Consider the following 24,624-nt stretch of genomic DNA (forward strand, 5'->3'; position numbering starts at 1 on the left):
CTGATGATGCTCGATTCAACCAAGACCGCCCGCCGCCTGACCAGCTACCTCGAAGGCGCCTGGCGTGCCGGTGATGGCGATGGCCGCCCGGTGCTGAATGCCGCCACCGGCGAGGTGCACGCGCTGATCGGGGCGGAGGGGCTGGACATGGCCGCCGCGCTCGCATGGGGCCGCGAGGTTGGGGGCCGTGGCTTGCGCCGTCACACCACCCACGAACGCGCCCTGATGCTGAAGGCCGTGGGGCTGAAGCTGATGGAACAGAAGGCGGAGTTCCATGCCGAGAGCCTCGCCACCGGGGCCACGCCGCGCGACGCCCTGCCCGACATCGAAGGCGGCATCGGCACGTTGCTGACCTTTGCCTCCAAGGCCCGCAAGGAGCTGCCGAACGCGAAGGTGATCCCCGAGGGCGCGGTGGAGATGCTCTCGAAGGACGGCTCCTTCGTCGGCCAGCACATCCTGACGCCGATGCTGGGTGTCGCGGTGCACATCAACGCCTTCAACTTCCCGGTCTGGGGGATGCTGGAAAAGATCGCGCCCGCGCTGATCGCGGGCATGCCCTGCCTCGTCAAACCCGCCTCCGGCACCGCCTACCTGACCGAGCTGATGGTGCGGCGGATCCTCGACATGGGGCTCCTGCCGGACGGCGCGCTGCAGGTGCTTTGCGGCTCCGTCGGCGACCTGCTGGATCACGTGACCGAGCAGGACGTGGTGACCTTCACCGGCTCGGCGGCGACGGGCCGCAAGCTGCGCACGCATCCGGCCATCGTGGAAAATTCCACGCGCTTCACCATGGAGGCCGACAGCCTCAACGCCTCGATCCTCGCGCCCGATGCCTCGCCCGGCACGCCGGAATTCGACCTGTTCATCAAGGAAGTGCAGCGTGAGATGACGACGAAGGCGGGTCAGAAATGCACCGCCATCCGCCGGATCATGGTGCCTTCGGCGCAGGAAGAGGTGGTGATCGAGGTGCTCTCCGCCCGGCTCGCCAAGGCCGTTCCCGGCCTGCCCGGGGACGAGGCCACGCGCATGGGCGCGCTGGCCTCGCTGGGGGATCGCGCCTCGGTGCGTGAGAAGATCGCGCAGATCGCAGCCGAGGCGGAGATCGTCTTTGGCGACCCGGATCAGGTCACGACCTCCTCGGGCGATCCCGAGAAAGGCGCCTTCCTCAACCCCGTCCTGCTGCGCTGCGCGTCACCGATGACGGCGCAGGCCCCGCATGACATCGAAGCTTTCGGCCCCGTCGCCACCGTCATGGGCTACGCCGATGTCGAAGAGGCCGTCGCGCTGGCGATGAAGGGGCGCGGCTCGCTGGTCTCCTCGGTCTTCACCGACGACGAAGCGTTTGCCACCCAGTTGACCCTCGGCCTGGCCCCGCAACACGGGCGCGTGCTGATCGGCAACCGCGACTCGGCGAAGTCCTCGACCGGCCACGGCGCCCCCCTCGCACCTCTGGTGCACGGCGGTCCAGGCCGGGCGGGTGGTGGCGAGGAGATGGGCGGCATGCGCGGCGTGAAGCATTTCATGGCCCGCACGGCGATCCAAGGGACGCCGCGGATGCTGGCGGCCGTCACCGGCCAATGGGTCGCGGGCGCCCCGGCGGACACGGCGGGGGAACACCCCTTCCGCAAGTCATTGGACACGTTGAAGGTGGGCGACCAGCTGGTGACCGACCGCCGTGTCATCACGAAAGAGGACGTGGAACATTTTGCCCAGTTCACCGGCGACACCTTCTATGCGCATATGGACGAGGCCGCCGCGAAGGCGAACCCCTTCTTCGACGACCGCGTGGCGCATGGCTACCTGATCGCCTCCTTCGCCGCCGGTCTCTTCGTACAGCCCGATCCCGGCCCGGTGCTGGCGAATTACGGCGTGGACAACATGCGCTTCCTCACGCCGGTCTACTTCGGCGACAGCCTACAGGTGCGGCTGACCTGCAAACAGATCACGCCGCGCGAAGGCTCCGTCTACGGCGAGGTGCGCTGGGATTGCCGGGTGAGCAACCAGCACGACGCAGTGGTCGCGCAATACGACGTTCTGACCATGGTGGCCAAGACCTGGCCGCTGGTAGAATGACGGAAGGGGCTCAGCGCAGCCCGGAGAGGGGCCTTCAGCGAAGGCCCTTCACCCCGTCCAGAACCATCGTGGTGGCCACCTTGGCATAGTCTTCGCGGGTCAGTCCGCCGTCTTCCCGGAACCAGGTGTAGACCCAGTTCAACATGCCAAAGAGCGACATGGTCACCGGCGTCAACAGGCGCGGTTCGTCGCTCAGGTTCGGGAGCAAGGTCTCGATCACCGCCGAGAACCGCCCAACTATGGCGCGGGTGCGCTCGCGCACCTGCGTCTGTTGTTCGGCATTCATCGCTTCGGCGGCGTTGAGCTGCACCTTATGGGCATCATCCGCGCCCTCGTAGGCCAGCAGCACCGCCGTCACCATCGCCTCCAGCCGGGCGCGCGGGTCGAGCGACGCATCGTCCGCCGCCTCGATCGCCGCTGCCAGATCGTCGAGATGGCCGAGGATGATGGCGCAGATCAGCTCCGCCTTCGACGGATAGTAATGATAAAGCAACGACTTGGAGACCCCGGCGCGTTTCGCGATGCCGGCCATCGAGGCCTTCTCCATACCTTCGGTCGCAAAGACGTTGGCAGCATCCACCAAGAGCTGATGCTGCTTCTCCTCGAAATCCTTGGCGCGGGTGCGGGCCATCTTGGCTCCTCTCGAATGGCGAAAGCGGGGACGTTGTCGCCCCCGCTTTAACCAATCGTTCATTCCTTGACCAGTCGGTCGGGCGCGTGCCTCACTTGGCGCGGTTGTCCATGACCCTCTGCGCCTTGCCCTGCGAGCGCGCGATGCCCTCGGGGTCGTGTACCTCGATCTTCGTCGAAATGCCGACGACAGACTTGATGTGATGCGCCAGCTCCTTCGACGAGGCCGCGCGGGCGTCACCCGAGGCCATTTCGGGCGTGGCCTCTACATGCACCACCATCGCGTCCATCCGCCCGCTGCTCACCAGTTCGATCTGGAAATGCGGCGCGAGGCCCCGGCACTTGAGGATCTGCTCCTCGATCTGCGTCGGAAAGACGTTCACGCCGCGCAGGATGATCATGTCGTCGCTGCGCCCGGTGATCTTCTCGATGCGCCGCATCGACCGCGCGGTGCCCGGCAGAATGCGCGTCAGGTCGCGGGTGCGGTAGCGCACCATCGGCAGCGCCTCCTTGGTCAGCGTGGTAAAGACCAGTTCACCCAGCTCGCCATCGGGCAGCACCTCGCCCGTCACCGGATCGATGATCTCGGGGTAGAAGTGATCCTCCCAGACGTGCAGCCCGTCCTTGGTCTCGACGCATTCATTGGCAACGCCCGGCCCCATGACCTCGGACAGGCCGTAGATGTCGACGGCGTGCATGTCGAAGGCCTGCTCGATCTCGGCCCGCATGGCGTTGGTCCAGGGCTCGGCCCCGAAGATACCGACCTGCAGTGAGCTGTCGCGCGGGTCGATCCCCTGGCGTTTGAACTCATCGAGGATGGCGAGCATGTAGGAGGGCGTCACCATGATGATGCGCGGCTTGAAATCCTGGATCAGCGTCACCTGCCGTTCTGTCATGCCGCCGGACATGGGCACCACGGTGCAGCCCAGCCGCTCCGCCCCGTAATGCGCGCCGAGACCGCCGGTGAACAGGCCGTAGCCGTAGGAGATATGGCAGATGTCGCCGCGCCGCCCGCCCGACGCCCGGATCGACCGCGCGACACAATCGGCCCATGTGTCTATGTCCTTCTGCGTGTAGCCGACGACGGTCGGCTTGCCCGTGGTGCCGGAGGACCCATGGATGCGCACCACCTGGTCCTGCGGCACGGCGAACATGCCGAAGGGATAGGTGTCGCGCAGGTCCGATTTCACCGTGAAGGGAAATTTTGCCAGGTCGCCCAAGGTCTTGAAGTCATCCGGATGCGCCCCGTGCCGGTCGAAGCTCGCCTTGAAGAACGACGAGTTCTCATAGGCATGGCGCAGCGACCACGCCATGCGCTGCTGCTGCAGGGCCGTGATCTCGTCGCGGCTGGCGATCTCGATCGGGTCGAGGATCTCCCGGCTGGGGGTCATGTCGGTCATTCGGGTCATATTGGGGCTCCTCCCGGAAGGGTTACATGCGAGTGCAGCGAATCGCGGTTCAGCGACCGGAAAAGACCGGCGCACGTTTTTCGAGAAAGGCAGTGACGCCCTCGGCGTAATCGGCGGTTCGGCCCGCGTCGCGCTGGGTCTGCGCTTCGCGCTCGAGGTGGGTCGGCAGATCGTTTGCGGCCGCCTCATGGATCAGCATCTTGGTCAGTCCGAGACCGCGCGTCGGGCCGCCAGCGAGCTTTGCCGCGAGGGCCTGTGCGTCGGTCATCAGCGCGTCGTCGGGGACGGCCTTCCAGATCAGACCCCAGTCGGCGGCCTGTTCGGCCATCAGAGGCTCGGCGGTCAGCGCCAGCGCCTTGGCGCGGGCTTCACCGATCAGACGCGGCAGCGACCAGCTGCCACCTGCGTCGGGGATCAGGCCGATCTTCGAGAACGCTTGGATGAACTTCGCGGATCGCGCCGCGAGGACGATGTCGCAGGCCAGCGCGATATTCGCTCCAGCCCCGGCGGCCACGCCGTTCACCGCGCAGATGATCGGCTTCTGCAAAGCGCGCATCATCCGCAGCGTCGGATTGTAGAAGGTCTCCAGCGTATGCCCGAGATCGGGCTTCACTCCGGTACGCGGGTCGCGGTCGCCGAGATCCTGACCAGCACAGAATCCCCGCCCTGCCCCGGTCAGCAGGACCGCGCGCACGGCCTGCTCGTCATGCGCGCGCTGCACTTGGGTGCGCAGCGCCATGTGCATGTCTTCATTGAAGGAATTCAGCTTGTCGGGACGGTTCAAGGTCACGGTCAGCACGCCGTCATCCAGAGATGAAAGCACGGTGTCTGTTTGGGTCAATTGGCTCTCCTCCGGGCCTGTCGCTCCTCCTCAGAATGCGGCCCGCTCTGATAAACCTATTGCATAAACCGACCGGACGGTCAATTATGTTTTGCAATATGGGGAGGACGACCGGGGTCAGCGCCGTTGTGCGGCGGCTGCCCCCTGCCCGATCCCTGCAATACCTATGGCCGACAAGTATGGGACCGACCGCATGAATGACCTCAGCCACGACCGCCCGCCTCTTTTGAGTGTCGAGACAGACGGCGATATCGCCGTTGTCCGGCTGGACAATCCGCCGGTCAGTGCGACCTCGGACGCCGTGCGCGCCGGGTTGATCGACGTGGTGACGCGGCTGGACGCGGACGACACTGTGCGCGCCGTGGTGCTAAGCTGCGCAGGGCGGACCTTCATCGCGGGGGGCGATATGAAGGAGTTCGACCGTCCGCCGCAGGAACCGCACCTGCCTGACGTGGTGGCGCGGATCGAAACGGCAGCAAAGCCATGGATCGCGGCGATCCACGGGTCTGCATTGGGCGGCGGGCTGGAAATCGCCATGGGGTGCCGGTTCCGGGTGGCTCAGGCCGGGGCGCGGTTCGGCCTGCCCGAAGTGACGCTTGGCCTGATCCCCGGTGCCTCCGGCACGGTCAGGACACCCCGCCTGACGGGCATGGACCTGGCGTTGCGCATGGCAACGACCGGCAGCCCGATCACCGCGACCGAGGCGCTGGAGGCGGGCTTGATCGACGCAGTCACAGGGGAGGATCTGGTCGCCGACGCCGTGGGTTTTGCCCGTGCGGCGCTGACCCGCCCCTTGCCGCCGGTTACATCGGAACGCCCCTTGTCGCCGCTCCCCAACGGCTTCTGGGCCGAAGCGCGCGCCGCCCTGCCCCGGCTCGGTCACGACGCGCCGCTGCATGCGGTCGAAAGCCTGCGTTTTGCCAGCGAACGCCCCCTGACCGAAGCCCTGCGGCATGAGCGGAAGACATTTCTGGCCTTGCGCTCCGGCGCGACCTCCTGCGCGTTGCGGCATGTCTTCCTGGCGGAACGCGCCGCGCCAAGGCCTGCCCGCCTGAAACAGATCACGCCGCGTCCACTGGACCGGATCGGAGTGATCGGAGGCGGAACGATGGGGGCCGGGATCGCAGCCGCCTGCCTGCTGGCGGGGAGCAACGTGATCCTGATCGAGCGGAACGCCGAGGCCGTCGAACAAGGGATGCAGCGGATCGACGACATCCTGTCCGGGGCCGTAACGCGCGGCAAGCTGACACCCGACGGCTACGATTTCGCCATCGCCAGCCTGAAGGCCAACACTGACTACGCCCGCCTGAAAGACCGCGATCTGGTGATCGAAGCCGTCTTCGAAGATCTGGCCGTAAAGCGCGAAGTCTTTCTGACGCTATCAGAGGTTTGTGGTCCGCGGACGGTTCTCGCCACTAACACCTCCTATCTCGATCCGCGCGAGATCGTGGCCGACCTGCCCCATCCCGAACGCTTCATCGGGCTGCATTTCTTCAGCCCGGCGCACGTCATGAAACTGCTGGAAATCGTGCCCCTTCCCGACACGGCGCAAGAGGTTCTGGCCACCGGGTTTGCCCTTGGCCGAAAGCTGAACAAGATCCCCGTAGAGACGGGCATATGCGAAGGCTTTATCGGCAACCGCATCCTCAAACGCTATCGCGCCGAGGCGGAAAGCCTCGTCACGCAGGGGATCGCGATCCCCGAGATCGACGCCGCCATGCGGGACTATGGCTTTCGCATGGGGCCCTTCGAAGCGCAGGACATGGGCGGTCTGGACATCGCATTCCTCCAACGCGAGGGCGCGCGGGCCGCAGGGCAGGCCGTGCCGGAGACTCTTGGGGACATCCTCGTCCGTGCAGGGCGCAAAGGTCAGAAGACCCGCGCCGGGTGGTACGACTACGACAAGGGCGCGCGCAGACCGCTGCCTTCGACGACCGTGGAAGCGCTCTTGGCCAAGCAGATCACGGGCAGCCGCAGCATGACCCGTGACGCGATTGCGACACATCTGGTGGCCACCATGTCGGGTGAGGGAGAAGCCATTCTGAAAGAAGGCGTGGCCCGGTCACCTGCCGACATCGACCTCGTCAAAGTGCACGGCTACGGCTTTCCTCGCTGGAAAGGTGGCCCGATGCACGCGTCCCGCAAGCAGGAGGGGGTCTCGGAATATGAAGAAGCATGACAGCGGCCAGAACCGCCGCGTGAACTGTTCGAGGCGCAGTAGAACCGACAGCGGAGGTCTCTTGGCAGCGCCCGGATGTTCGCAAGGAATTGCCAAGTTATTTTCGCCTGTTTGGGTCTTTGACACGGTGACCGCACCCCGACGGCATCGCTGTGCCGATCGGTTCGCTCTTCGGGATGTGGCCGGGTCCATCGCCAGATGCACCCGGCGCCACTGGCGCCATCACCGACAAACGTGATCCCGATGCTGTATCGCATGCGGCAGGGCATCTCGCAGGGATGTCCCGAGAGCGAAGGAGCACGTTCAGCGGGCCATCAGTGCAGCGATACCGAACCTGGACTGCCAAGGTCTTTTGCCTGCGGCACAGCGTGGAGAAATCCGGCACCGGCCACTCCCGTCCTGCCAGTTTCAGCTGGCTTGCCACCATCCCGGCCGTCTGGCGAAGCGGCAGCTTGAACAGGACCTTGATCCTCTCTTGTCCAATGATCTGGGCAGTTCCCGCTGCATGATGCGAGCCATAACGCCAATTGCGCTTATCGACGTGATGGCGAGGGAAGGATCGTACCCCCCTGGGTCATGGAGAACCGCTGACCGGCAGGGTCTTTGCGCAGGAAGAATCCCGAGAGGTGCCACCGCACTGCACCGATCCTGAACGGAGTCCGGAGGGTCCCGCAAATGATCCGCGGAATAACCAAGCAGAATATGATTGGGATCGATGTGCCGAAGCGGCGTTGGATGCGTATTCCCCAGCGAGAAGCGAGCACCGGCAGTTCGGAACCAATGCTGCCGGATTGGCTGCCTTCGGCAAGTGGGCTTTAGAGCGCGGCCCACTCATCGTATGTGAAGCCTCCGGAGCAAATCACCGGGATCTCAAGCGTATACCATCGCGCCGGGGATTGACTTACGGATCGGTCGATTCAAGGCGGGTACGGCGGATTGCCGAAGCCACGGGACATGTTGCAAAGACCGACAGGCCCCCCTCTTGCGTCATCGCGTGCCGCGATGCGCTGCCGGGTAATGGATGGCGAAATACTGGCCAGAATTGGACGCATCCTGGAACTGCGGCCTACGCAGACACATTCCGAAACTCGAAGCGCTAAGCAGAAAGCATGCCGCCGCCCTTACCGGTCTGGCGCCCCTGTCACACATGCGTCACACAGGATGCGTGCCTTCGCCACGACGCATGTGCTGCCGGGCAGTACACAAGATGGCCAATGATGCGCGTAACACCCGTGAGCATGGCGACCAGGCCATCAACCCGCCATGAGGGTCGCGATCTCGGCACGGTGGTCCACAAGATGGTCGATCAGGCAGCGGACACGCAGAGCGGGTTCAGACCCCGGCGGCGTCAACAGGTTCACCGGCAGAGAGGGCACCGTGTGATCCGGGAGCAATTGCTCCAGCGTTCCAGCGCGGATGGCGGGGGCCGCCAGCCAGCCTGGAAGGATTGGACGTGTCACGGTTTGATGCCGCTCCTTTGATAGCATTTATTGCAGCAAAGGAGACGAACTATGGGACTGAAACGAACGGACGAATTCCGTGCTGATGCGGTGCGGATTGCGCTGACGAGCGGGCTGAGCAGGAAGCAAGTGTCCTCTGATTTGGGTGTTGGCCTTTCGACCCTGAACAAATGGATCACAGCGCATCGCGACACCGAGGTAGTATCCGACAAAGACTTGGACCTGGCCCGAGAGAATGAACGGCTTCGACGCGAGAACCGCATTCTCAAGGAGGAAAGGGAGATCTTAAAAAACCGTTCCGGGCCGCAGCCCGCCTGTGCGCGGTAGCAACAGCCTGTGTTACGCTCTTGGCGAAGGGCAGTTGCCGATGGCTTATTGGTGGGCTGGACCCCGTTAAAAAACGTGGCACATGGGCTGATGCGCGCTTGAGAGTGGTGACGGCGCGCTCGCGGCGATCCCGGATAGGAAGATGACGAACTTGCATGGCCCACGCCCTTCGTTCTGAACGGAGGAGATGGCATGCCCAGACTTACGACCGGCGACCACCCGGACCTGAAGATGGTCAATCCCAATGCGGCCGCGATCGACATCGGCTCAACGATGCACATGGCAGCGGTAAACCCGTCCAGCTGTGACATGCCGGTGCGCGCCTTCGGCACGTTCACCCAGGATCTGCACGACCTCGCAGACTGGTTCCGGTCTTGCGGCGTCACCAGCGTGGCCATGGAATCCACCGGCGTCTACTGGATACCGGCGTTCGAGATCCTGGAGGCCAGGGGCTTCGAGGTGATCCTCGTGAACGCCCGTTATGCCAAGAACGTGCCCGGCCGCAAAACCGATGTCAGCGATGCAGGATGGCTGCGCCAGTTGCATTCCTACGGCTTGTTGCGTGGTAGTTTCCGCCCCGAAGCCGAGATCGCCACCCTGCGTGCTTACATGCGGCAGCGCGAACGTCTGACGGAATATGCGGCGGCACATATCCAACATATGCAAAAGGCCCTGATGGAGATGAACCTGCAACTCCATCATGTGGTCTCCGACATCACCGGCGCGACTGGCATGAAGATCATCCGCGCCATCGTCGCGGGTGAGCGCGATCCGGACGTGCTGGCAGACTACCGTGATGTGCGGTGCAAATCGTCGCCGGCGACGATCCGGGCCGCACTTGTGGTCAATGACCGAGCGGAACACGTCTTCGCCTTGGCGCAATCGTTCGACCTTTACGACTTCTACAAAGCCAAGACGGCAGAATGCGATCAGCGGCTGGAGGCGGCTGTTGCCGCCCTCTCAGTCAAGGGAGGGGACGATCTGCCGCCGCTGCCGAAGGCCCGGATCAAAGGCAGGCAAGTCAATGCACCGGCCTTCGACGTGCGAGCAGCGCTCTACGGGGTGTTGGGAACCGACCTGACCCAGATACATGGCCTTGGCCCTTCGCTGGCGCTGAAGCTGGTGGCTGAGTGCGGCACTGATCTGCGCGCGTGGAAGACGGCAAAGCACTTCACATCCTGGCTCTGCCTGGCACCCGGCAACAAGATCTCCGGGGGCAAGCTTCTGTCGTCGAAGACGCGGCGCTCCTCGAGCCGGGCGGCGGCCCTGTTGCGATTGGCCGCCACAACCATCGGACGCAGCGACACCGCTCTGGGCGCCTTCTATCACCGTCTCTCGGCGCGGATCGGAAAGCAGAAGGCGGTGACGGCGACCGCCCGCAAGATCGCCGTCCTGTTCTATAACGCCATCCGGAATGGAATGACTTATCAGGATCAGGGCGCCGCAGCCTATGATGAGCGACACCGCCAGTGCGTTCTCGCGAACCTTCAGCGGCGCGCCAAGACCCTGGGCTACACCTTGGCGCCCGTTTTGCCTGAACCGGCTGTTTCTTAGGAAGGCAACGCAGTTCTTCGCGGGCCAAAAGCCATGAGGTTTAGGTTCATTGAAGAACACCGCGATGCGTTTTGCGCCAATCGGATGTGCGCCGTGCTGGATGTCAGCGAACGCGGCCTACGCGCTTATCGCAGTCGCCCGGCCAGCCAAAGGCAACGGGGCGACATGGTGGTCCTGGCGCATATCAAAGAACAGTCCCGGCTCAGTCTGGGCAGTTATGGACGACCAAGAATGACCGAAGAGCTCAAAGAGCTTGGCTTGAACGTCGGTCATCGTCGTGTCGGTCGATTGATGCGTGAGAACGGCATACGGGTCGAAAGATCAAAGAAATACAAAGTGACCACCGACAGCAACCACGCCTTCAACATCGCGCCCAATCTTCTGAACCGGGACTTTCGCGCAGAGCTGCCAAACCAGAAATGGGCGGGCGACATCAGCTACGTGTGGACGCGTGAGGGTTGGCTATACTTGGCTGTGATCCTTGATCTGCACTCGCGGCGTGTCATTGGCTGGGCAGTGAGTAATCGTATGAAGCGGGACCTGGCGATCCGGGCGTTGAAGATGGCGGTCGCACTGCGGCAACCGCCGAAAGGCTGCATCCATCATACGGACCGCGGGTCGCAATACTGCTCACATGACTACCAGAAGATACTGCGCCAGCACGGGTTCAAGGTATCGATGAGCGGCAAAGGCAATTGCTACGACAATTCCGCTGTCGAGACCTTCTTCAAAACCATCAAAGCAGAGCTGATCTGGCGAAGACCGTGGCAAACACGCCGCGAGGCAGAAGCCGCCATCTTCCAGTACATCAATGGCTTTTACAATCCACGGCGCCGACACTCAGCACTGGGCTGGAAAAGCCCGGTCGAATTCGAACGGAAAGTGGCCTAAACGAGCGCTTGGGGCGGCACTAAAGCGTGACAGGTCCACATCAGCACGAAGCGCATCGCAGTCAAACGTGCGAATGAGTTCTTCCAGACCAATTCCACCACCCGGCGTCGCGGACCGAAGAACCGAGCGAGCTTCGTCCAAAGAGACACCTTCGATCGGATCGTGCTTTGGATTTTCCGCGGCCTCAACTCTCAAAACAAACTACCTTCCAGACCAAAACGATTTTCCCGGAACCACTGTAGGTTAGAGGGACCGTCACGTCATCACCCACCCAATAACTCCTCGATGAAATCCCCCTGCCGGTCGAGCGCCGCCTCCCATTTCTTCGGCACGGCGGCTTCCCGCTCGAGAGTCTCGGGCTCTGGTTGCCCGCGGTCGACCTCCATTGCCATCACGCTCATCGCGCGTGCTTCGCGGCGCTGCGAGCGATCCCGGACAGGCGCGCGTCCGGCTGGTTTCGCCTGCTCGTCTGCGCCGACCTCGTCACCACCGTCTCTACCCCACGGCCCAACCCCCTGCACGCTCGGCGGATATGGAAAGGGCTTGCCCTCCTGGCGGGCCAGCATCTCCTTGAAGAACGGATCGTCGTAATACTTGATCCGGCTCGCCTTGATCGGATGCTGGGGCGAGGCGAGGATGATCACCTCGTCGGGATCCATGAGGCGGGCTTCGGTCTCGGAAAGCAGCGGCCGCTCTTCCAGTCGCGCTGACGTCGAGGTCGCGCCGAGGAAACCCTTGTTGCGGCCATACATCCGGGTCACCGCCTCGCGGGTCGTGCTGCCGACCGCAGCGGAGACTTCTTTCACCGTCCGCTGGTCGCGTGGCGTGATGTAGAGCTTCAGCCCTGCCCCATTCTCAAGACTTTCGCGGCCCTCCGGCCCGTAGATCCGGTCGAGCGAGGCAAGCGATTGTGCGATCATTGCGACGCGGCCACCATAGCTCGCCAGCGAATGGATCGCGCGTTCGAGATAGGGCATCGCCCCCATCTGCTGGAATTCGTCGATCATCATCATGACAGGCCAGGGCTCGTCCGGACCCGGCTCGTTCAGGCGGATCGAGGCGATGAGATCGGCGAACATCAGGCGCAGGAGCGGAGCCAGGGTCGCGATGTGATCCTCGGACACCGCGATGAAGAGCGACTGAGGGGTCCTACGGAAGGTCGAGAAATCAAAGTCGCTGTCTTGCGTGGCCGAGCGTACCGCCGGGTTGTCCCATTGTTTGAGACCGGCCGTCATCAGCGCCTGGATATTCGAGGTCAGCAACCGCGACGAGGCTGAGGCTGCGTTGGTCCAAAGCTCGCGCAGGATGTCTTCCTCGGCCTCGTCGGCATAGGTCTTGTATTGCGCGTTCTTGTATTCGCCCCCGGCGACGATCTTGTTCACCTCGCCAAGGTTCGGGGTGCCGCGCTGGATCGCCAGCAGGCAGGCCGCGACAAAGATCGACTTTCCGGCCTCGGAGAAGGTGTCGAGCGTTTTGTTGTCCTTGTCGAGGAAGAGGTCCGCCAGGATCGAGACCTCGGTGAAACGCTGCGCGAAGCTCGGGGCCTTCGCGATCCGTGCGAGCGGATTATAGCGATGCGTGGCATTGGCCCAATCGAAGGGGCTGAAGCGATAGACCTCATCACCGTTGAGCGCCCGCAGCCGCGCGGTTTTCTCGAAGTTCTCGCCCTTCACGTCGAGCACCACGACCGAACCCGCGAAGCTCAGAAGGTTCGGGATCACGAAGCCGACGCCCTTGCCGGCGCGGGTCGGGGCCACCATCATCACATGCGGGATCGTGGTCGAGGAGATGAACTCGGCCTTGGAGGTCGGCGCACCGAGTTTGCCGCAGACAAAGCCCTTGCCCGGGGTCTGCAGCATGTCGTTCTTCTTCAGTTCGGCCTTGGTTTGCCAATGGGCCGAGCCATAATCGTCCCGCTCCTTCTTCCAGGTCCAGGCCAGCGCCAGAGCGCCGAGGCCGATGGCCCCAAAACCGACGGCGCCAAACCCCACCTTGAAGGCCTCTGAGTGCGCCGCGCGGGTGCCCGCGCTCGCCTTCCAGAGCGCCAGCATGTCGAAACTTTGAAACCCGGTTTTCAGGGCCAGGGTCAGGTAGAAGGCGGCGACGATGGTGCCGATGAAGGCGCCGCAGATCACACCGAAGAGGAGCGCGGCCCAGAGGGGAAGTGTCTTGGTCATGGTGGTCATCCCCCTCAGAATTCCATCTCGTCATCGAGACCGCGGTCTAGTGTTTTGTTTCGGGCAAGATCACGCCCCAACTCCTGCGCCTCCTGCTGGCCGCGCAGCCGCGCCACCTCTGTCGCCTTGTCCTGCTGCAACCCGGCGGCGCGATCAGTGAAGACCTGATCGCCCGTTTCCTCGAAGGTCATCTCCAGGAACTCCTGCGTGACGGTGATCTGGTCGAGCTTGCTCGGCAGCGCCGCGTCCAGCACCTCGAAGTTGCCACGGCGTAGCTCGGCCAAGCCTACTTCACCCAACTCCTTGAAGAGCTCGGATTGCAGGGTCCGCTCGACCGTCTCTTCCTGTTCCTCGCTGAGCTTGCCGTCGCGCAGCATGTCGGCGAGGTCCTGCAGGTAGGGATTGGGCGTCCGGTCATCCTCGTCGATCAGGGGCAGTGTCGCCTCCTCCTCATCGGCAAGGGTTCGACCGATCTCGACACCTAGTTCCTTGGCGCGTTCCAAAAGTGCGTCCATCACCCCATCGACCTTTTCCAGCGCGGCATCGAGCTGGTCGTCACTCGCGGTCTCCACGCTGAGACCGTCCTTTGCCAGCACCGCGTTCATGTCGCGCTCGACCCAGTCCTGCGCCATGCCGTAGTTGCGTGTACCGCCCGCCGCGATCCGGGCCACCAGCTCCTCGCTGTCCATGCCGGCTTCCTCGGCGCGCTCGAGCAGGTCGCGCAACCCGTCGTCATTGCCGGACTGAAGCGCGGCGATCAGCACCTCGCTGCCCGCCCCGGGCGGATAGGGTTCTTCGAGCTGCTTGCCGAAGCGCGCCCGTAGCTCCGGGTCTGGAACCATTTGCGAGAGGTCCGCGATAATCGGAGCGGCCTTGGCTTCAAACGCGGCGCGCTCGGTCGGATCCAGTTCCTCGGCCTTGAGCCTCAGCGCCTCGATCGTGCGCTCGGAATAGTCGATCGCATCACCGACGGTTTTGATGTCCTTCATGTCTATCTCTCCTTCGGTGAAATTCCACGGCGTGCCGGAGCCAAGCGCGTCCGCCATGCCGCGCAGGGCGCGCGCCATGTGGCGCTGGTCCATATGGTCCAGAAGGTCGGCGAGGTTCTTGTAGTCCTTGGCGAAGCCCACCACCTGTGCCTGCGCGATGGCGGATTCCTGGGCCGTCAAGACGATCTCGCGCGGCAGGCGGGCCTCTTCCTTGGCGCGGTAGATCTCCTCAATCCCGGCGGGCTTCTCGAAGATGCCGCGCTCGAGCCGGGTAGTCGCGTCAAGCATCACGCCGTAGCGCTCCGCAATCTCGGCCTGCTTCTCGCGCATGAGCTGCGGCGACATCACGCCCTCGGCCCAGCAAGAGAACCAAGTGCCGTTTTCGACGCCGCGATTGTTCAGGATGATGTGGGCATGCTTGTGCGCCCGGTCGTCATGGACCGCGAGGACATAATCCCACTGGTCGCCGTATTCGCCGCTCTCGAAGAAATGCTCCGTCCAGTCCATGGCGATGTCGCGCACCTGGTCGACGGTTACGTCGGTCGGGAACGAGAGCAGCATGTGCGAGGTGAAGCCGAGCTTGGTCGAGCCACGCCAGGTCCCGGCCCAATCCTCGATGATGCCCTCTTTCTGCTCTTCAGTAAGCACCGCCGCATCGGTCAGCGCGTTGGTCATCGTCGAGTAGGTGTAGACCGCCTTGTCATTGATGTAGGAGATCTGCGCACCGAGCGAAGCGCGCGTCTTGCAGCCCCCAGCCCGGATCCGTTTGAACACCGCCGCCCGGCTTTGCCCCGAGGCCGCCTTCAGCGCGTTGCGTGCCGACATGGATCCGACGCGCGCGAAACTCCGCCCCTGTCGACGCCCCGCCAGCCGCGCGTCGATCCGCGCTGCGGCCTGGCCCCGGATGCGCTCATCCTCCCAGAGCCGCCCCATGACCGAGGCGTAAAGGGCGAGGGGATCAGCCATTTCTGACGAGCCTCAATCCGCGCCCGATCGCGCGCGGGTCATCCTCCAGAACCGCGATCTCCACCCCCCGCCCTTCTTCCTTTTTCGGCCACTCCTGATGACGCAGCGCCTGCGCCGCATCCTTCATCCGGCCCATCTCACGGCTCATGGACTGCGCCAGATCGAGCAGTTCGATCAGCACCGCGCGATCCGCCTCCGAGACCTCCAACCGGCCGCGATGGACCGCCTTGGCGAGCACCAAACCAGCGTCGCTCACATCCTTCGCCTGACGCCATGCGGCGCAGAATTCCGCGACCAGATCACGCGGCACATCGAGGAATCCGCACCGTCCGCGCAGCACCGCATTGAGCGCTTGCGACCGGTTGGCATAGCCCCGCTCGCGCCACTCAGCATCGAACGCCGCAAGCTCAGACTGACTGGCCCGGAACGCCACCGTCTCGCTTGGATCGCGCACCGCGATGCCCTCGCCCGCCTCTTCTTTCGCGAGCCGGTTCACGTGGCGCGGAGAGATGCCAAATGCCACCGCCAGCTCCATTGCACTCTCACCTGCTGCAAAGCGCCGCGCCACTTCGATGCGCTCTTCAAGCTTCAGGTTTTTCGCTGGCCTCGGCACGGGTCAGACCCCTCGGACAAAATGTGCAAACATTGACCATATCCTGCCAACGTCTTCCTTCTCTCCTTCGCTTATACTTCAATACATCAAAGTACACAATATTACGTTTTGCTTGATATGTCTTTTTGCGGCCCATTGCTGGCACTTCTCGACCAACGGAGTGCTGCGAGGCCCGACCATTCAAGAAACCTCAAACCATCATCAGCCGGGGAACAGTGAACCCTTCTAATTCGTCAGCGCGCCCCCCAACTTTCGTCCAGCTTTGCTCGCGTGGGATCGTGAACGAAACTGAAAGAGGCCGCCCAGAAATGAGCGACCTTTTCTTCTAGATACCATGCGACGCGCGACCGTCAGGCGGCAGCACCTTTATGATCCGTCAGAACCATGATCTCCGTGATACCCTCAAAGAGCGGCGTGATCTGGTACTTGCCGTCCTCGATTTCCGACGGCGTCACGGCAACAATTGCAACCGCAGGTGCTCCGTCGAGGAAACAGGAAAACAGCGCGAAATTGTCATGCTCTCCCGAGGTCAACGCCTCGAAGGCGCCGATATGTTCGGGACGAATGTTCGTGCTCATGCAGTGATCCCTCCGGCTTCGCGGGCACGCTCGGCATAGGTGCTGAGCGGCGCGTTGGCCTCAAAGTGGAGGTCCCGCTCAATTGGCAAACCGAGGCGGCCACGATGTGCCTTCAAGACGCTGAGGCGAACTGAGCCCAGTTCCGGATAGCCGAGGCCGAGATCGCAAAGCCCGAAGGCGATGTCGGGATCCTCAGGGTCGGTTTCGCTGAGGAGCCAGGTGGCACCGCCGTCTGGTGTGAAGAGCTTGACGACCGGGTGATGGTCAATGGTGTCCTCGCCAGCTTCGATGCGCGCCTGGTTGGCGCGGCCATTGGCGGCAAGCTGATTGAGGATGGGTTGGGGCAGTAGTTCCATGTGCCTGTCCTTCGTATGAGATGTCGGTGAGGTTCGCGGGAGGGGCGAGAGGCCCCTCCCCGGTCGGGTCACTCGGTGACCTGGCCGTCGTCGCTATCGGGCTTCGGCTCGAAGAGGACGAGTTCGCCATTCACCGGGTTTGCGAAGAGCTGGATGGTCATGAAGGACTTGGCGCCTTCGTTCTGCGGGAAGGCGACACCCACCTTGTGGAAGCGGGTCTTGCCATCCTTGCCGGTGTCGGGGGTGGTGACGGTGTAGTATTTGGTCATATCGGTTCTCCTTCGTTTTCGATGCAAACGAGAGACCGTGACTGTCCGGACCGGCTGTCAGGCAGAACTTTGGGGCGCGAGGAATGACTGCGAAGCAGGCAAGGGAAAGTTCTGCTTGAAGGGGGGCTGAAAGCCGCGCCCGGCAGACGGGCTAGGTCACGGAGATTGCATCAGGAAGGAAACGAGAGCGGAACAGAGGTGGCCGGGCGACGTGCCGATCGCGCCAGACCTAATAGTGTGGTGCCAGTCGCGCTTACATTGTGTGGGTCGTTTCGAACGTTGACTGGCGAAACTCTTCATTGGAAATCAGGTCACGCAACAGAACAAAACGCCGCTTTTGCTTGCGGATGGAAGGCAGTGCATGATTATTTTTGGTCAATCTGCATCCACCTTGTGCAGTTCCGTTACCTTACGATGGATCATGAGGAAGAACTCTTCCATGAAAGTACCCAACGCAAAGGAAGCGAGATGATCGAAGACGCTAAATTGGCAGAAGCAAAGCAGGCAAGAATACGATTGCGCCGGTGATCCCACCCCGGCCAACATCGACCACAAAAGGACCGCCCTCGACTTCACGAAACATCGCGCCTCCAGTGAGCACGCCTCGCCAATTGGTTTTGCCAAGCGCTAAGAACCTTGTCCTCGCAGTCCAAGCGATCACCTGGCTGGGCGTCACCTGGGTCGCAGAACCTGTGGGCGCCGGCATGCCGTGTAGGCGCAGCACGATGCGAGACGGCGCACTATTTCTTGCTGTCGCCCGGGCGTGCCGTATCCTACCACGCATCAGGTTTTCCAGCTTGAAGTTCCATACCCCGGACAAGTGCGGGTTTCCGGAAAGCGCATAAAGCCCACCAACATCAAAATAGGCAGATGCTCCGGGCTGCAATGTGATCTCTACAAACGAGCGCCCGCCAGTGGTGTTGAACGACGCGCCGGAGTTGGCACCGCCGCCTGTCCCCAATTGAAACAGATGGCGAAACGGCAACAGGCGGCGTATCGCTAGCGCCCACGGCTGGTGCACCACCCAGCCATCGCGGCTGAGACCGGTCTGGTTGGCCCAGATCAGGTATTTGTAGTCCACGCGTTCCTTGATCGGAAATGACGGACCGCCGCTCCAGGCCACAGAAACCTGAGCGCCGTTCTTCTCACCCGTCTCGGCAGAAGACGCCTCGTCAAGCACCATACGCCGAAACCAAGCGCGAGAATGCAGAACCCGGCCAAAAACCAACCCAAAGCTCTTTACAATCGCGATCCATAGGATCAGAGCGCCTATCCAGCGAAGCACATCCCAGCCACGAAACAGCATCCAGAGCTGGTCGCGCACCGGTGCGCGTATCGCTTCGATCGCAGCGAAAACCTCCGCATTTATGACCTGTTCTGTCAGTTCGCTTCCCGTTTCGGTCTTTGCCACCATTTCGGCAAGCTTGCGGTCGAGCCAGGCAAGAGCCCGCGCGCGGGTGCGGATATAGGTTCCGTCGGCCCGAGCTTTCACCTTCTTTTTTATTTTCTTGCCGAATTGATACCATTTGGGCGACTCATCGTGGTTGAAGGCATCGCTGATACCGCGCCCCTGGCCCCAATGCGGCCGCTTGGCCAGCCAGTTCGGCACGTTCTGATCCATTAGGAAAGCGGCCATTTCGGCGGTATTGTTCGCGGTCAGATTAACCGCGACCTCGGTCGTTGCGGTCGCCTCTGGGGTACGGCGCTGCCCTTCGTCGAGCCAATGGGACAATGACGCCTGGATATCGCTTTCCACCGAACGCACATCACAGACTTCTTCGAACAGAAGCCGAGGTGTGTCGCTGCACGGGGTCGGCGCAAAACCATATTCTGACCCGATTTCAATATTGTAGGAAAAATCCTGAAATTTATTTTCAAACCAACCTGATAACCACGTGGAAAAGTAGGCCGCCGCACCGAGAGGGCTCCAAAGCAACAGCGTCAGCCCGAGAACCGGCAGGATTTTTCGATTGAAGATCGCTGGTTCGAGTGCCCGGTTGTGCATTGCCAGCACGTGCAGGCTTCGCGCACCTAGGAACACGGCGAGGAAACCGACCAGTTGGCCAGCTGCCCGCAGTGCGCTGCCAGCGGTCAGAGGTGGTGCCTCGGGGCCGACCGCAGCAAATAGCGCTTCCGGCACCACACCAAAGCGCGCGGCGCCAATGCCGATCAATGTGAGAACCAGCGCCGGAGAGAAGAATTGGTCGCCGTCTTTATCGAACAGCGCAAGAACCAGTACCGCCATTACGGTGGCAATCCCGACGAAAAACGACAGCATGTGGCGGAACGCCTGCGCCTTGGCGGCGGCGCGGGCAGCGTCCGCTGCAAATTCGGCAGCGTCTCGCGCAACGAGGTTCTGAACACGTCTTGACTTGAGTGCAGCGAAGCGGATTTCTTCGGATTTGACCTCGTCGGCCTTCGCTACGTAGTTCGGGTTTGTTCTGAAGTCAGGTTCAGCGCAGCCGGATTCACGTCCGTCAACCCCGCGGAAGGGGACGAGACATGTATCAATTGTCGGTGACATCTTTGCCAATTCCGCCTTCAACGCCTCCAGCCGCACCTGGCTCGCGGTGATTTCAGCAACCAGGGTCTGCTTTTCGGCCAGAAGCGCCTTCTGCGCTTGCCAGGCGGCGCCACCCTCTGCCCAGGTTGCATTGAATGCCACCGGAGCAGGCCATGCGGCGAGAGCGCGTTCCCAAATCGGCGCAAGCACCGCTGGCAGCAGCTCGGCGATTTCTTCGTCAACCTTTTCCTCCCAAGGGACGTAGACGCCCCAAGTCTCCTGCACTTCCAGCGCAGCGCCGTGATCGGCCAGCACTCGCGGACTGATCAGCAGATCCGCCTCGAGCGTCAAAGCGTCAAACGGTAAAAGCGCCAAAGCCAGCAGCGGAAGGGCCACAATCGCGCGCAACCACCGTTCACCGAACCATGCCGCCACTATAATGCCGACGGCGGTCACGCCGAAAAACACACGGGCCGTCGGCCCGGCTACCAGCCATGACCAGACCGTTTCACTCGCCCATGCCGATCCTAGACCGGGCCATGCATTGGACAGGATCACGACCGCAACCAACGCCCCCAATACCCAGAAAGGAAATTTCTTCAAAAAACTCGTAAGCGTTTGCTTATAAGACATTTTCACGAACCCGTTTTGACGAATGCCGCGAGTCTGTAGTGCGGCTGCCACTCTGTCAACTTTCTACTGGCCAGCGGATTGCGGTGGCGTGCAGGCGGTCTAAGTTCAAGACATGCGACCTTGGAACAGAACTGGGCTGGAAGCTTTGCAGTATCGGAAACCATCTCGAATTGAGGCCGCCTACGCGGTGACCTCATCCGTGTTTGGTTGCAGCCCATGCAGATAATCAACAGCTTTCTGAGCGTGAGCAGCAGCCTGGAAGATGAACCGTTTGTCGTTGCGAAGACCGGTCAACCAATGCGCGATATAGGCGGCGTGTTCATCACGCGGCTCCGGCGACAGGCCCAAATCAGCTGCCAGAAACGCAGCGCCTAGTTCTGCGACGAGTTCTTCCTGGGCGTAACCTTCGTCGCCCCGGCGTTTGCGACCGAAACTGCGGTCAAGGCGTTTGGGGTGGCGAGTCCAATGGCAAATCTCGTGGCCGAGGGTTGAGTAGTACGCCTCAGGGGATTCAAACGTCTCGAAGGGCGGCATCTGCACGTATTCGGCATCGACCGCATAGTAGGCTTGATTGCCACCATGGCGAATATCGGCCTCGGTGGCAGCAAAGAATGCTTCGGCAGCAGCGTCGCGCTCGGCGGTCTCTGGCATCTGTTCAGCCACGGCGTAGTACTGCTCCGGTAAACCCTCGACCTGATCGGTGTTGAACACCGTGTAGCCTTTCATGAAGGGGATCTCGACCTCGTGGTCTTGACCCGCATCATCGGTCTCGGTCTTGCGGAGCTTGTCGGCATAGATGACGAGTTGGCCCTTGGAGCCTTTGCGGACTTGCCCACCGAGCTCGAGTGCCTGACGATACGTCATCCAGGTGGGGGCGGCGTAACCATCGGCGACGGATGCGGCCCAGAGCAGGATGATGTTAAGGCCGCGGTAGGCGATGCCATTGTGGCGCAGGGGTCGGGTGATGCGACCGGCGAGGTGTTCGGCATTCCAGGGCTTGTGCCACGGCCGGGTGCCAGCTTCGAGATCGGCAATGATCTTCTCGGTGATGCGGGTATAGATGTCGGGCTTTGCCATGTGATCCTCCATTGTCTCGTCCCCGTGCGGGACGCGGGAGGAAATGGCGGACGCAACAAGCCGCCCGTGCATGGTCAACACGGGAGCGTCAGCGAATGGAGCGGGCAGACCTTTGCGCGGGCGGCGGCGTCCGCCAAACCCGCGATCCCCTTGCTCGCACGGGGCTGAAACGAGGGAGGTTAGTGTTGGAAGCCCCCTACCCCGTTTGACCTAGATTAGATGAAAGTTGCGATGGTATCCTGAACGACGGCACTCAAGTCACGTCGCCGCAAGATCCGGTTGTCAGGAATCCAGTCCTCTGCGCCCTCAAATCGCGCTGCGGCGACCGGACCATCCTTCTGATAGCCCTCGAAACCGTCGCCATCGCAGAAGCGCCGGGCGAGGATTGCTATCGCCACCTTGACGGTTTCGCCATGCTTGCCAGCCAGTGCGGCTTCGAATGCGGACTGCAAGGCCTCCGTTCCACCCTTGTAGTGTTCGAGGCAATAGCAGAGGTCATGCGCATCTTTGGGTTCGGCCCTGTGATCGAAAGCAAACGCCTTGAGGCAGGTGAAGCTGACAATATCTGCATGCCGGATGGTCTCGGTCGTGACACCGCCCTCTCCGAGCAACTCCGCCGTTATCTCGACGGTCTCAAAGTGATCCAGCACCATGGCGGAATGCGGAATGTGAATTGCGGACACCGCACCTTCGGAAGGCAACTCCTGAAGGGCCCCACCTTTCTCGTCCCCTGCATCGGCCAGGAACTCGAGGATCAGAACCGTGCCATCGACCAGTTCCTGCTGCCAGCGCCATGACAGTTTTTGGCCTTTGTCGTTTTCTGACCGGTTGAAACCGATGGCCCTGATATTGTCCTCGAGCGTGCGGTAGGCTTCTATGTTGGCGAGAAGTCTCATGTCCACGACGACATCGACGTCTCCGGTTCCCGCATGCGCTGGCACCGCCGGTGGGCGTTCCTTGATGAGGTAGCGTGGGGTCAGACCGCCTACGAGAAAGATTGAATCGCGCCATGGTCCCAAATGACGGATCAGCGTGACCAGAACGCGTTCGCAAGCCTCGGTGACATTTTGGTTGTAGCCTTGAATGGCCGTTGGTTTCTTCATCGCCACACCAGTTTTTGCGACCGCAAATGTTCCGCCATCTCCTTGGAGCGGCCACGATCTTCCAGAAGGTCGAGATAGACTTGCAAAGGCGAGGCCATCAAGCGCTTAATCTCGTTATGCATCCTGTGACGATTGTTGTTGGGCTTTGCATCAATTAGGATCAGATTCGCGCCTTCGGAGACCTCACGCGCATCTAAAGTTGTGACCAGCCAGTCGTGGGTTCGTTTCCCAAAAGTTCGCACCGTGAGGTCCGATACATTTGAGAGATATGGCGTGTAGAATTGGGCTGCGAACTGGCCGGTAAACTCCAGATCGAAATCGTCGTAGTAGTTTCCGCTCTTGATCTCGTGAGCCATGTCCTCAGGCTTCATCCGTGGAACGTAGTATCGCGCACGCTTCGATGCGCGACTGGCAAGAATGCTGTCCCGCCAGGCATCCAGGAGGACATCTGGCCGGATGAGCCGGCGCCGTTTCGCAGGCCCCTCGCCTTTCACCTCCAGCCATTCGCGACGCTCAAGGTCCTTGAGGGTTTCAGAGACTGTCGCCGGAGACACGCCCGCATCTTCTGCAATTTCCGATCCGCTTACCCATTCGCCTGGACGCTCGAACAATGCGTGCAAAACCTGAGCCCGCGTTCCTTTGAACACATTCATGGTGCGACGCTTGGCACGCTTGGGTTTGGGCCTCTCGAGCAGCACAAACGTCTCATCGACGCTGAGAAAAAGCGATCCGCTCAGGTCGTGATAGGCGATCTGTTCTTCCTGGAGGAACTCCCGAGCACCCTCTGAGACTGATCGCGCGAGGATCATGGGAACATACCGCCGGTTGGAACTGTCGAACTCCCGCAAATACCGTTTGAGCTGCCAGACTATCTCTCTCGCGTCTCGCGGATAGACATCGCCTCGGACCTCAATCACGAAGATGATTTCACGATCTGCAACGACTGCATCAAGGATCGCGTCGGGACGCAAACGGTCGCCGATGCCCGCTTCCCAGGAAATTTCACCGAGGTGCGCATGTGGAACCGCCTCCAAGCTGTCGCTTAGGCTTTTCAGAAGTTCCGGCTCTATGTTCGCAATATTTGGCATATTCACTGTTCAGTAGATTTAGCTACTTCTCCGCCATCTTTGGAAAAAAGTCAATATTCACTGTTCAGCGAACTTACTAATTTGGTACTATCAACCTCATCCCTCGGATCAATTTTAAAAAGCCTGGAGATGTCCCCATCAGGCCGCCTGCCCGCTGGGCCGTCCACACATGACAATGCCGGACGACCAAGTTCGCGTCAGGCATCGGCAACGGAGACCGGCAAAACATGAGGTTACGGGCCCAAAAATATCTTTGTATCAGCGATTTATCGCTCAACAAGATCGGCAACTGGTTACCCGATATCGACTTGTAGTGCTTCCGCCACAACCCCCGCATCCTCCAACTGCTCCCGATCTGGAAGATCGCGCAGGCTCCCCAACCCGAACGCGACAAGGAACTGCTCGGTGGTGACGAAGGTATAGGGTGCCCCGCGTCGGGGCGACCGCGGCCCGGTCCCGATCAGACCGCGCGCATGCAGTCGACCGATCAACTCACGGCTGATCGCCTTGCCGAAGATGTCCTTGAGCCCGTCGCGCGTGATCGGTTGGTGGTAGGCGATGGCCGCCAGGACCGCGACGTCAAACTCACTCAGGTCCAGCAATTGATCCCCGACATCGGCCGCGGCGCGGATCGCGGGGGCGTAGGCCACGCGAGTGCGCAGCATCCAGCCGCCCGCGACTAGAGCAAGCTCGAAGGCCCGCCCCTCCAGATCGGCGGCCAGATCCTCAACCAGCAGGTCGACCGGGGCCCCCTGCCCCACCACGCGGGCCAGGTCTTCGCGCAGCACCGGCGAAGCAGAGGCAAAGAGGACCGCCTCGATCCGGCGCATCCATTCGCGCCAGCGTAGTTCCGGCGGCAGGTCGGCAAGCTCACGGTCAAGCTCCGGGTCCGATCTGTCCTTCGTCAT

General features: G+C 62.0%; 18 protein-coding genes and 3 pseudogenes. 5 read left to right on the forward strand and 16 right to left on the reverse strand.

The window, feature by feature from the left end:
* Positions 1–6 precede the first annotated feature (6 nt).
* Complete coding sequence (paaZ, locus tag DAEP_RS0122045; RefSeq protein ID WP_027246226.1) at positions 7–2,073, forward strand: phenylacetic acid degradation bifunctional protein PaaZ; 2,067 nt, start codon at positions 7–9, stop codon at positions 2,071–2,073.
* 34 nt (positions 2,074–2,107) lie between these two features.
* Here paaZ and DAEP_RS0122050 read toward each other — a convergent pair whose 3' ends face one another.
* From DAEP_RS0122050 to paaG, 3 genes are all read right to left on the reverse strand, one after another.
* Positions 2,108–2,704, reverse strand: coding sequence for a TetR/AcrR family transcriptional regulator (locus tag DAEP_RS0122050; RefSeq protein WP_027246227.1), 597 nt, complete (start codon positions 2,702–2,704; stop codon positions 2,108–2,110).
* A gap of 91 nt (positions 2,705–2,795) precedes the next feature.
* Complete coding sequence (paaK, locus tag DAEP_RS0122055; RefSeq protein WP_027246228.1) at positions 2,796–4,103, reverse strand: phenylacetate--CoA ligase PaaK; 1,308 nt, start codon at positions 4,101–4,103, stop codon at positions 2,796–2,798.
* Positions 4,104–4,161: 58 nt separating this feature from the next.
* Entirely contained in the window at positions 4,162–4,953 is a 792-nt protein-coding gene (paaG, locus tag DAEP_RS0122060) for a 2-(1,2-epoxy-1,2-dihydrophenyl)acetyl-CoA isomerase PaaG (protein WP_027246229.1), read from the reverse strand.
* 193 nt (positions 4,954–5,146) lie between these two features.
* Between paaG and DAEP_RS0122065 the strand changes: the two genes are divergently transcribed.
* The gene (locus DAEP_RS0122065; protein WP_027246230.1) at positions 5,147–7,132 is read left to right on the forward strand and encodes a 3-hydroxyacyl-CoA dehydrogenase NAD-binding domain-containing protein; all 1,986 of its coding nucleotides are present in this window, start codon (positions 5,147–5,149) and stop codon (positions 7,130–7,132) included.
* A gap of 291 nt (positions 7,133–7,423) precedes the next feature.
* Here DAEP_RS0122065 and DAEP_RS24470 read toward each other — a convergent pair.
* A pseudogene (locus tag DAEP_RS24470) lies at positions 7,424–7,601 on the reverse strand (transposase); the annotation flags it as partial.
* A 784-nt stretch (positions 7,602–8,385) separates the two neighbouring features.
* Positions 8,386–8,592, reverse strand: a complete 207-nt coding sequence (locus tag DAEP_RS24130; protein ID WP_158526358.1) for a type 2 periplasmic-binding domain-containing protein — start codon at positions 8,590–8,592, stop codon at positions 8,386–8,388.
* Positions 8,593–8,643: 51 nt separating this feature from the next.
* Here DAEP_RS24130 and DAEP_RS23225 point away from each other — a divergent pair.
* The 3 genes and pseudogenes from DAEP_RS23225 to DAEP_RS0122080 form a co-directional block, all read left to right on the forward strand.
* Positions 8,644–8,883 (forward strand): annotated as a pseudogene (locus tag DAEP_RS23225) (transposase); the annotation flags it as partial.
* Between the two features lie 228 nt (positions 8,884–9,111).
* Entirely contained in the window at positions 9,112–10,473 is a 1,362-nt protein-coding gene (locus tag DAEP_RS0122075; RefSeq protein WP_027246231.1) for an IS110 family RNA-guided transposase, read from the forward strand.
* A pseudogene (locus DAEP_RS0122080) lies at positions 10,474–11,364 on the forward strand (IS3 family transposase); the annotation flags it as partial.
* Positions 11,365–11,627: 263 nt separating this feature from the next.
* On the opposite strand, the gene DAEP_RS0122085 reads toward DAEP_RS0122080, so the two are convergent.
* The 11 genes from DAEP_RS0122085 to scpB form a co-directional block, all read right to left on the reverse strand.
* The gene (locus DAEP_RS0122085; RefSeq protein WP_027246233.1) at positions 11,628–13,541 is read right to left on the reverse strand and encodes a type IV secretory system conjugative DNA transfer family protein; all 1,914 of its coding nucleotides are present in this window, start codon (positions 13,539–13,541) and stop codon (positions 11,628–11,630) included.
* Positions 13,542–13,555: 14 nt separating this feature from the next.
* Positions 13,556–15,496 carry a relaxase/mobilization nuclease domain-containing protein gene (locus tag DAEP_RS0122090; protein ID WP_027246234.1) on the reverse strand — a complete coding sequence of 647 codons (1,941 nt, stop codon included), beginning with the start codon at positions 15,494–15,496 and terminating at the stop codon, positions 13,556–13,558.
* Positions 15,489–16,109 carry a helix-turn-helix domain-containing protein gene (locus DAEP_RS0122095; protein ID WP_027246235.1) on the reverse strand — a complete coding sequence of 207 codons (621 nt, stop codon included), beginning with the start codon at positions 16,107–16,109 and terminating at the stop codon, positions 15,489–15,491. Before DAEP_RS0122095 ends, DAEP_RS0122090 begins: the two co-directional genes overlap by 8 nt.
* Positions 16,110–16,459: 350 nt before the next feature.
* Positions 16,460–16,687, reverse strand: coding sequence for a hypothetical protein (locus DAEP_RS0122100; RefSeq protein ID WP_027246236.1), 228 nt, complete (start codon positions 16,685–16,687; stop codon positions 16,460–16,462).
* Positions 16,684–17,043 (reverse strand): DUF2958 domain-containing protein, encoded by a 360-nt coding sequence (locus DAEP_RS0122105; RefSeq protein ID WP_027246237.1) that lies wholly within the window; start codon positions 17,041–17,043, stop codon positions 16,684–16,686. The genes DAEP_RS0122100 and DAEP_RS0122105 overlap by 4 nt, the downstream gene beginning before the upstream one ends.
* Positions 17,044–17,111: 68 nt before the next feature.
* Positions 17,112–17,312, reverse strand: coding sequence for a hypothetical protein (locus DAEP_RS0122110; protein ID WP_027246238.1), 201 nt, complete (start codon positions 17,310–17,312; stop codon positions 17,112–17,114).
* A gap of 481 nt (positions 17,313–17,793) precedes the next feature.
* On the reverse strand, positions 17,794–20,448 hold the full coding sequence (locus DAEP_RS0122115; RefSeq protein ID WP_027246239.1) for a hypothetical protein: 2,655 nt from the start codon (positions 20,446–20,448) through the stop codon (positions 17,794–17,796).
* Between the two features lie 180 nt (positions 20,449–20,628).
* Complete coding sequence (locus tag DAEP_RS0122120; protein ID WP_027246240.1) at positions 20,629–21,525, reverse strand: ArdC family protein; 897 nt, start codon at positions 21,523–21,525, stop codon at positions 20,629–20,631.
* A gap of 215 nt (positions 21,526–21,740) precedes the next feature.
* Positions 21,741–22,628, reverse strand: coding sequence for a nucleotidyl transferase AbiEii/AbiGii toxin family protein (locus tag DAEP_RS0122125; protein WP_027246241.1), 888 nt, complete (start codon positions 22,626–22,628; stop codon positions 21,741–21,743).
* Complete coding sequence (locus tag DAEP_RS0122130; RefSeq protein ID WP_027246242.1) at positions 22,625–23,716, reverse strand: MarR family transcriptional regulator; 1,092 nt, start codon at positions 23,714–23,716, stop codon at positions 22,625–22,627. Before DAEP_RS0122130 ends, DAEP_RS0122125 begins: the two co-directional genes overlap by 4 nt.
* Positions 23,717–24,009: 293 nt before the next feature.
* Complete coding sequence (scpB, locus tag DAEP_RS0122135; RefSeq protein ID WP_027246243.1) at positions 24,010–24,624, reverse strand: SMC-Scp complex subunit ScpB; 615 nt, start codon at positions 24,622–24,624, stop codon at positions 24,010–24,012.

The sequence above is a fragment of the Leisingera daeponensis DSM 23529 genome (assembly GCF_000473145.1).
In the GTDB taxonomy this organism is placed as follows: Bacteria; Pseudomonadota; Alphaproteobacteria; order Rhodobacterales; family Rhodobacteraceae; genus Leisingera; species Leisingera daeponensis.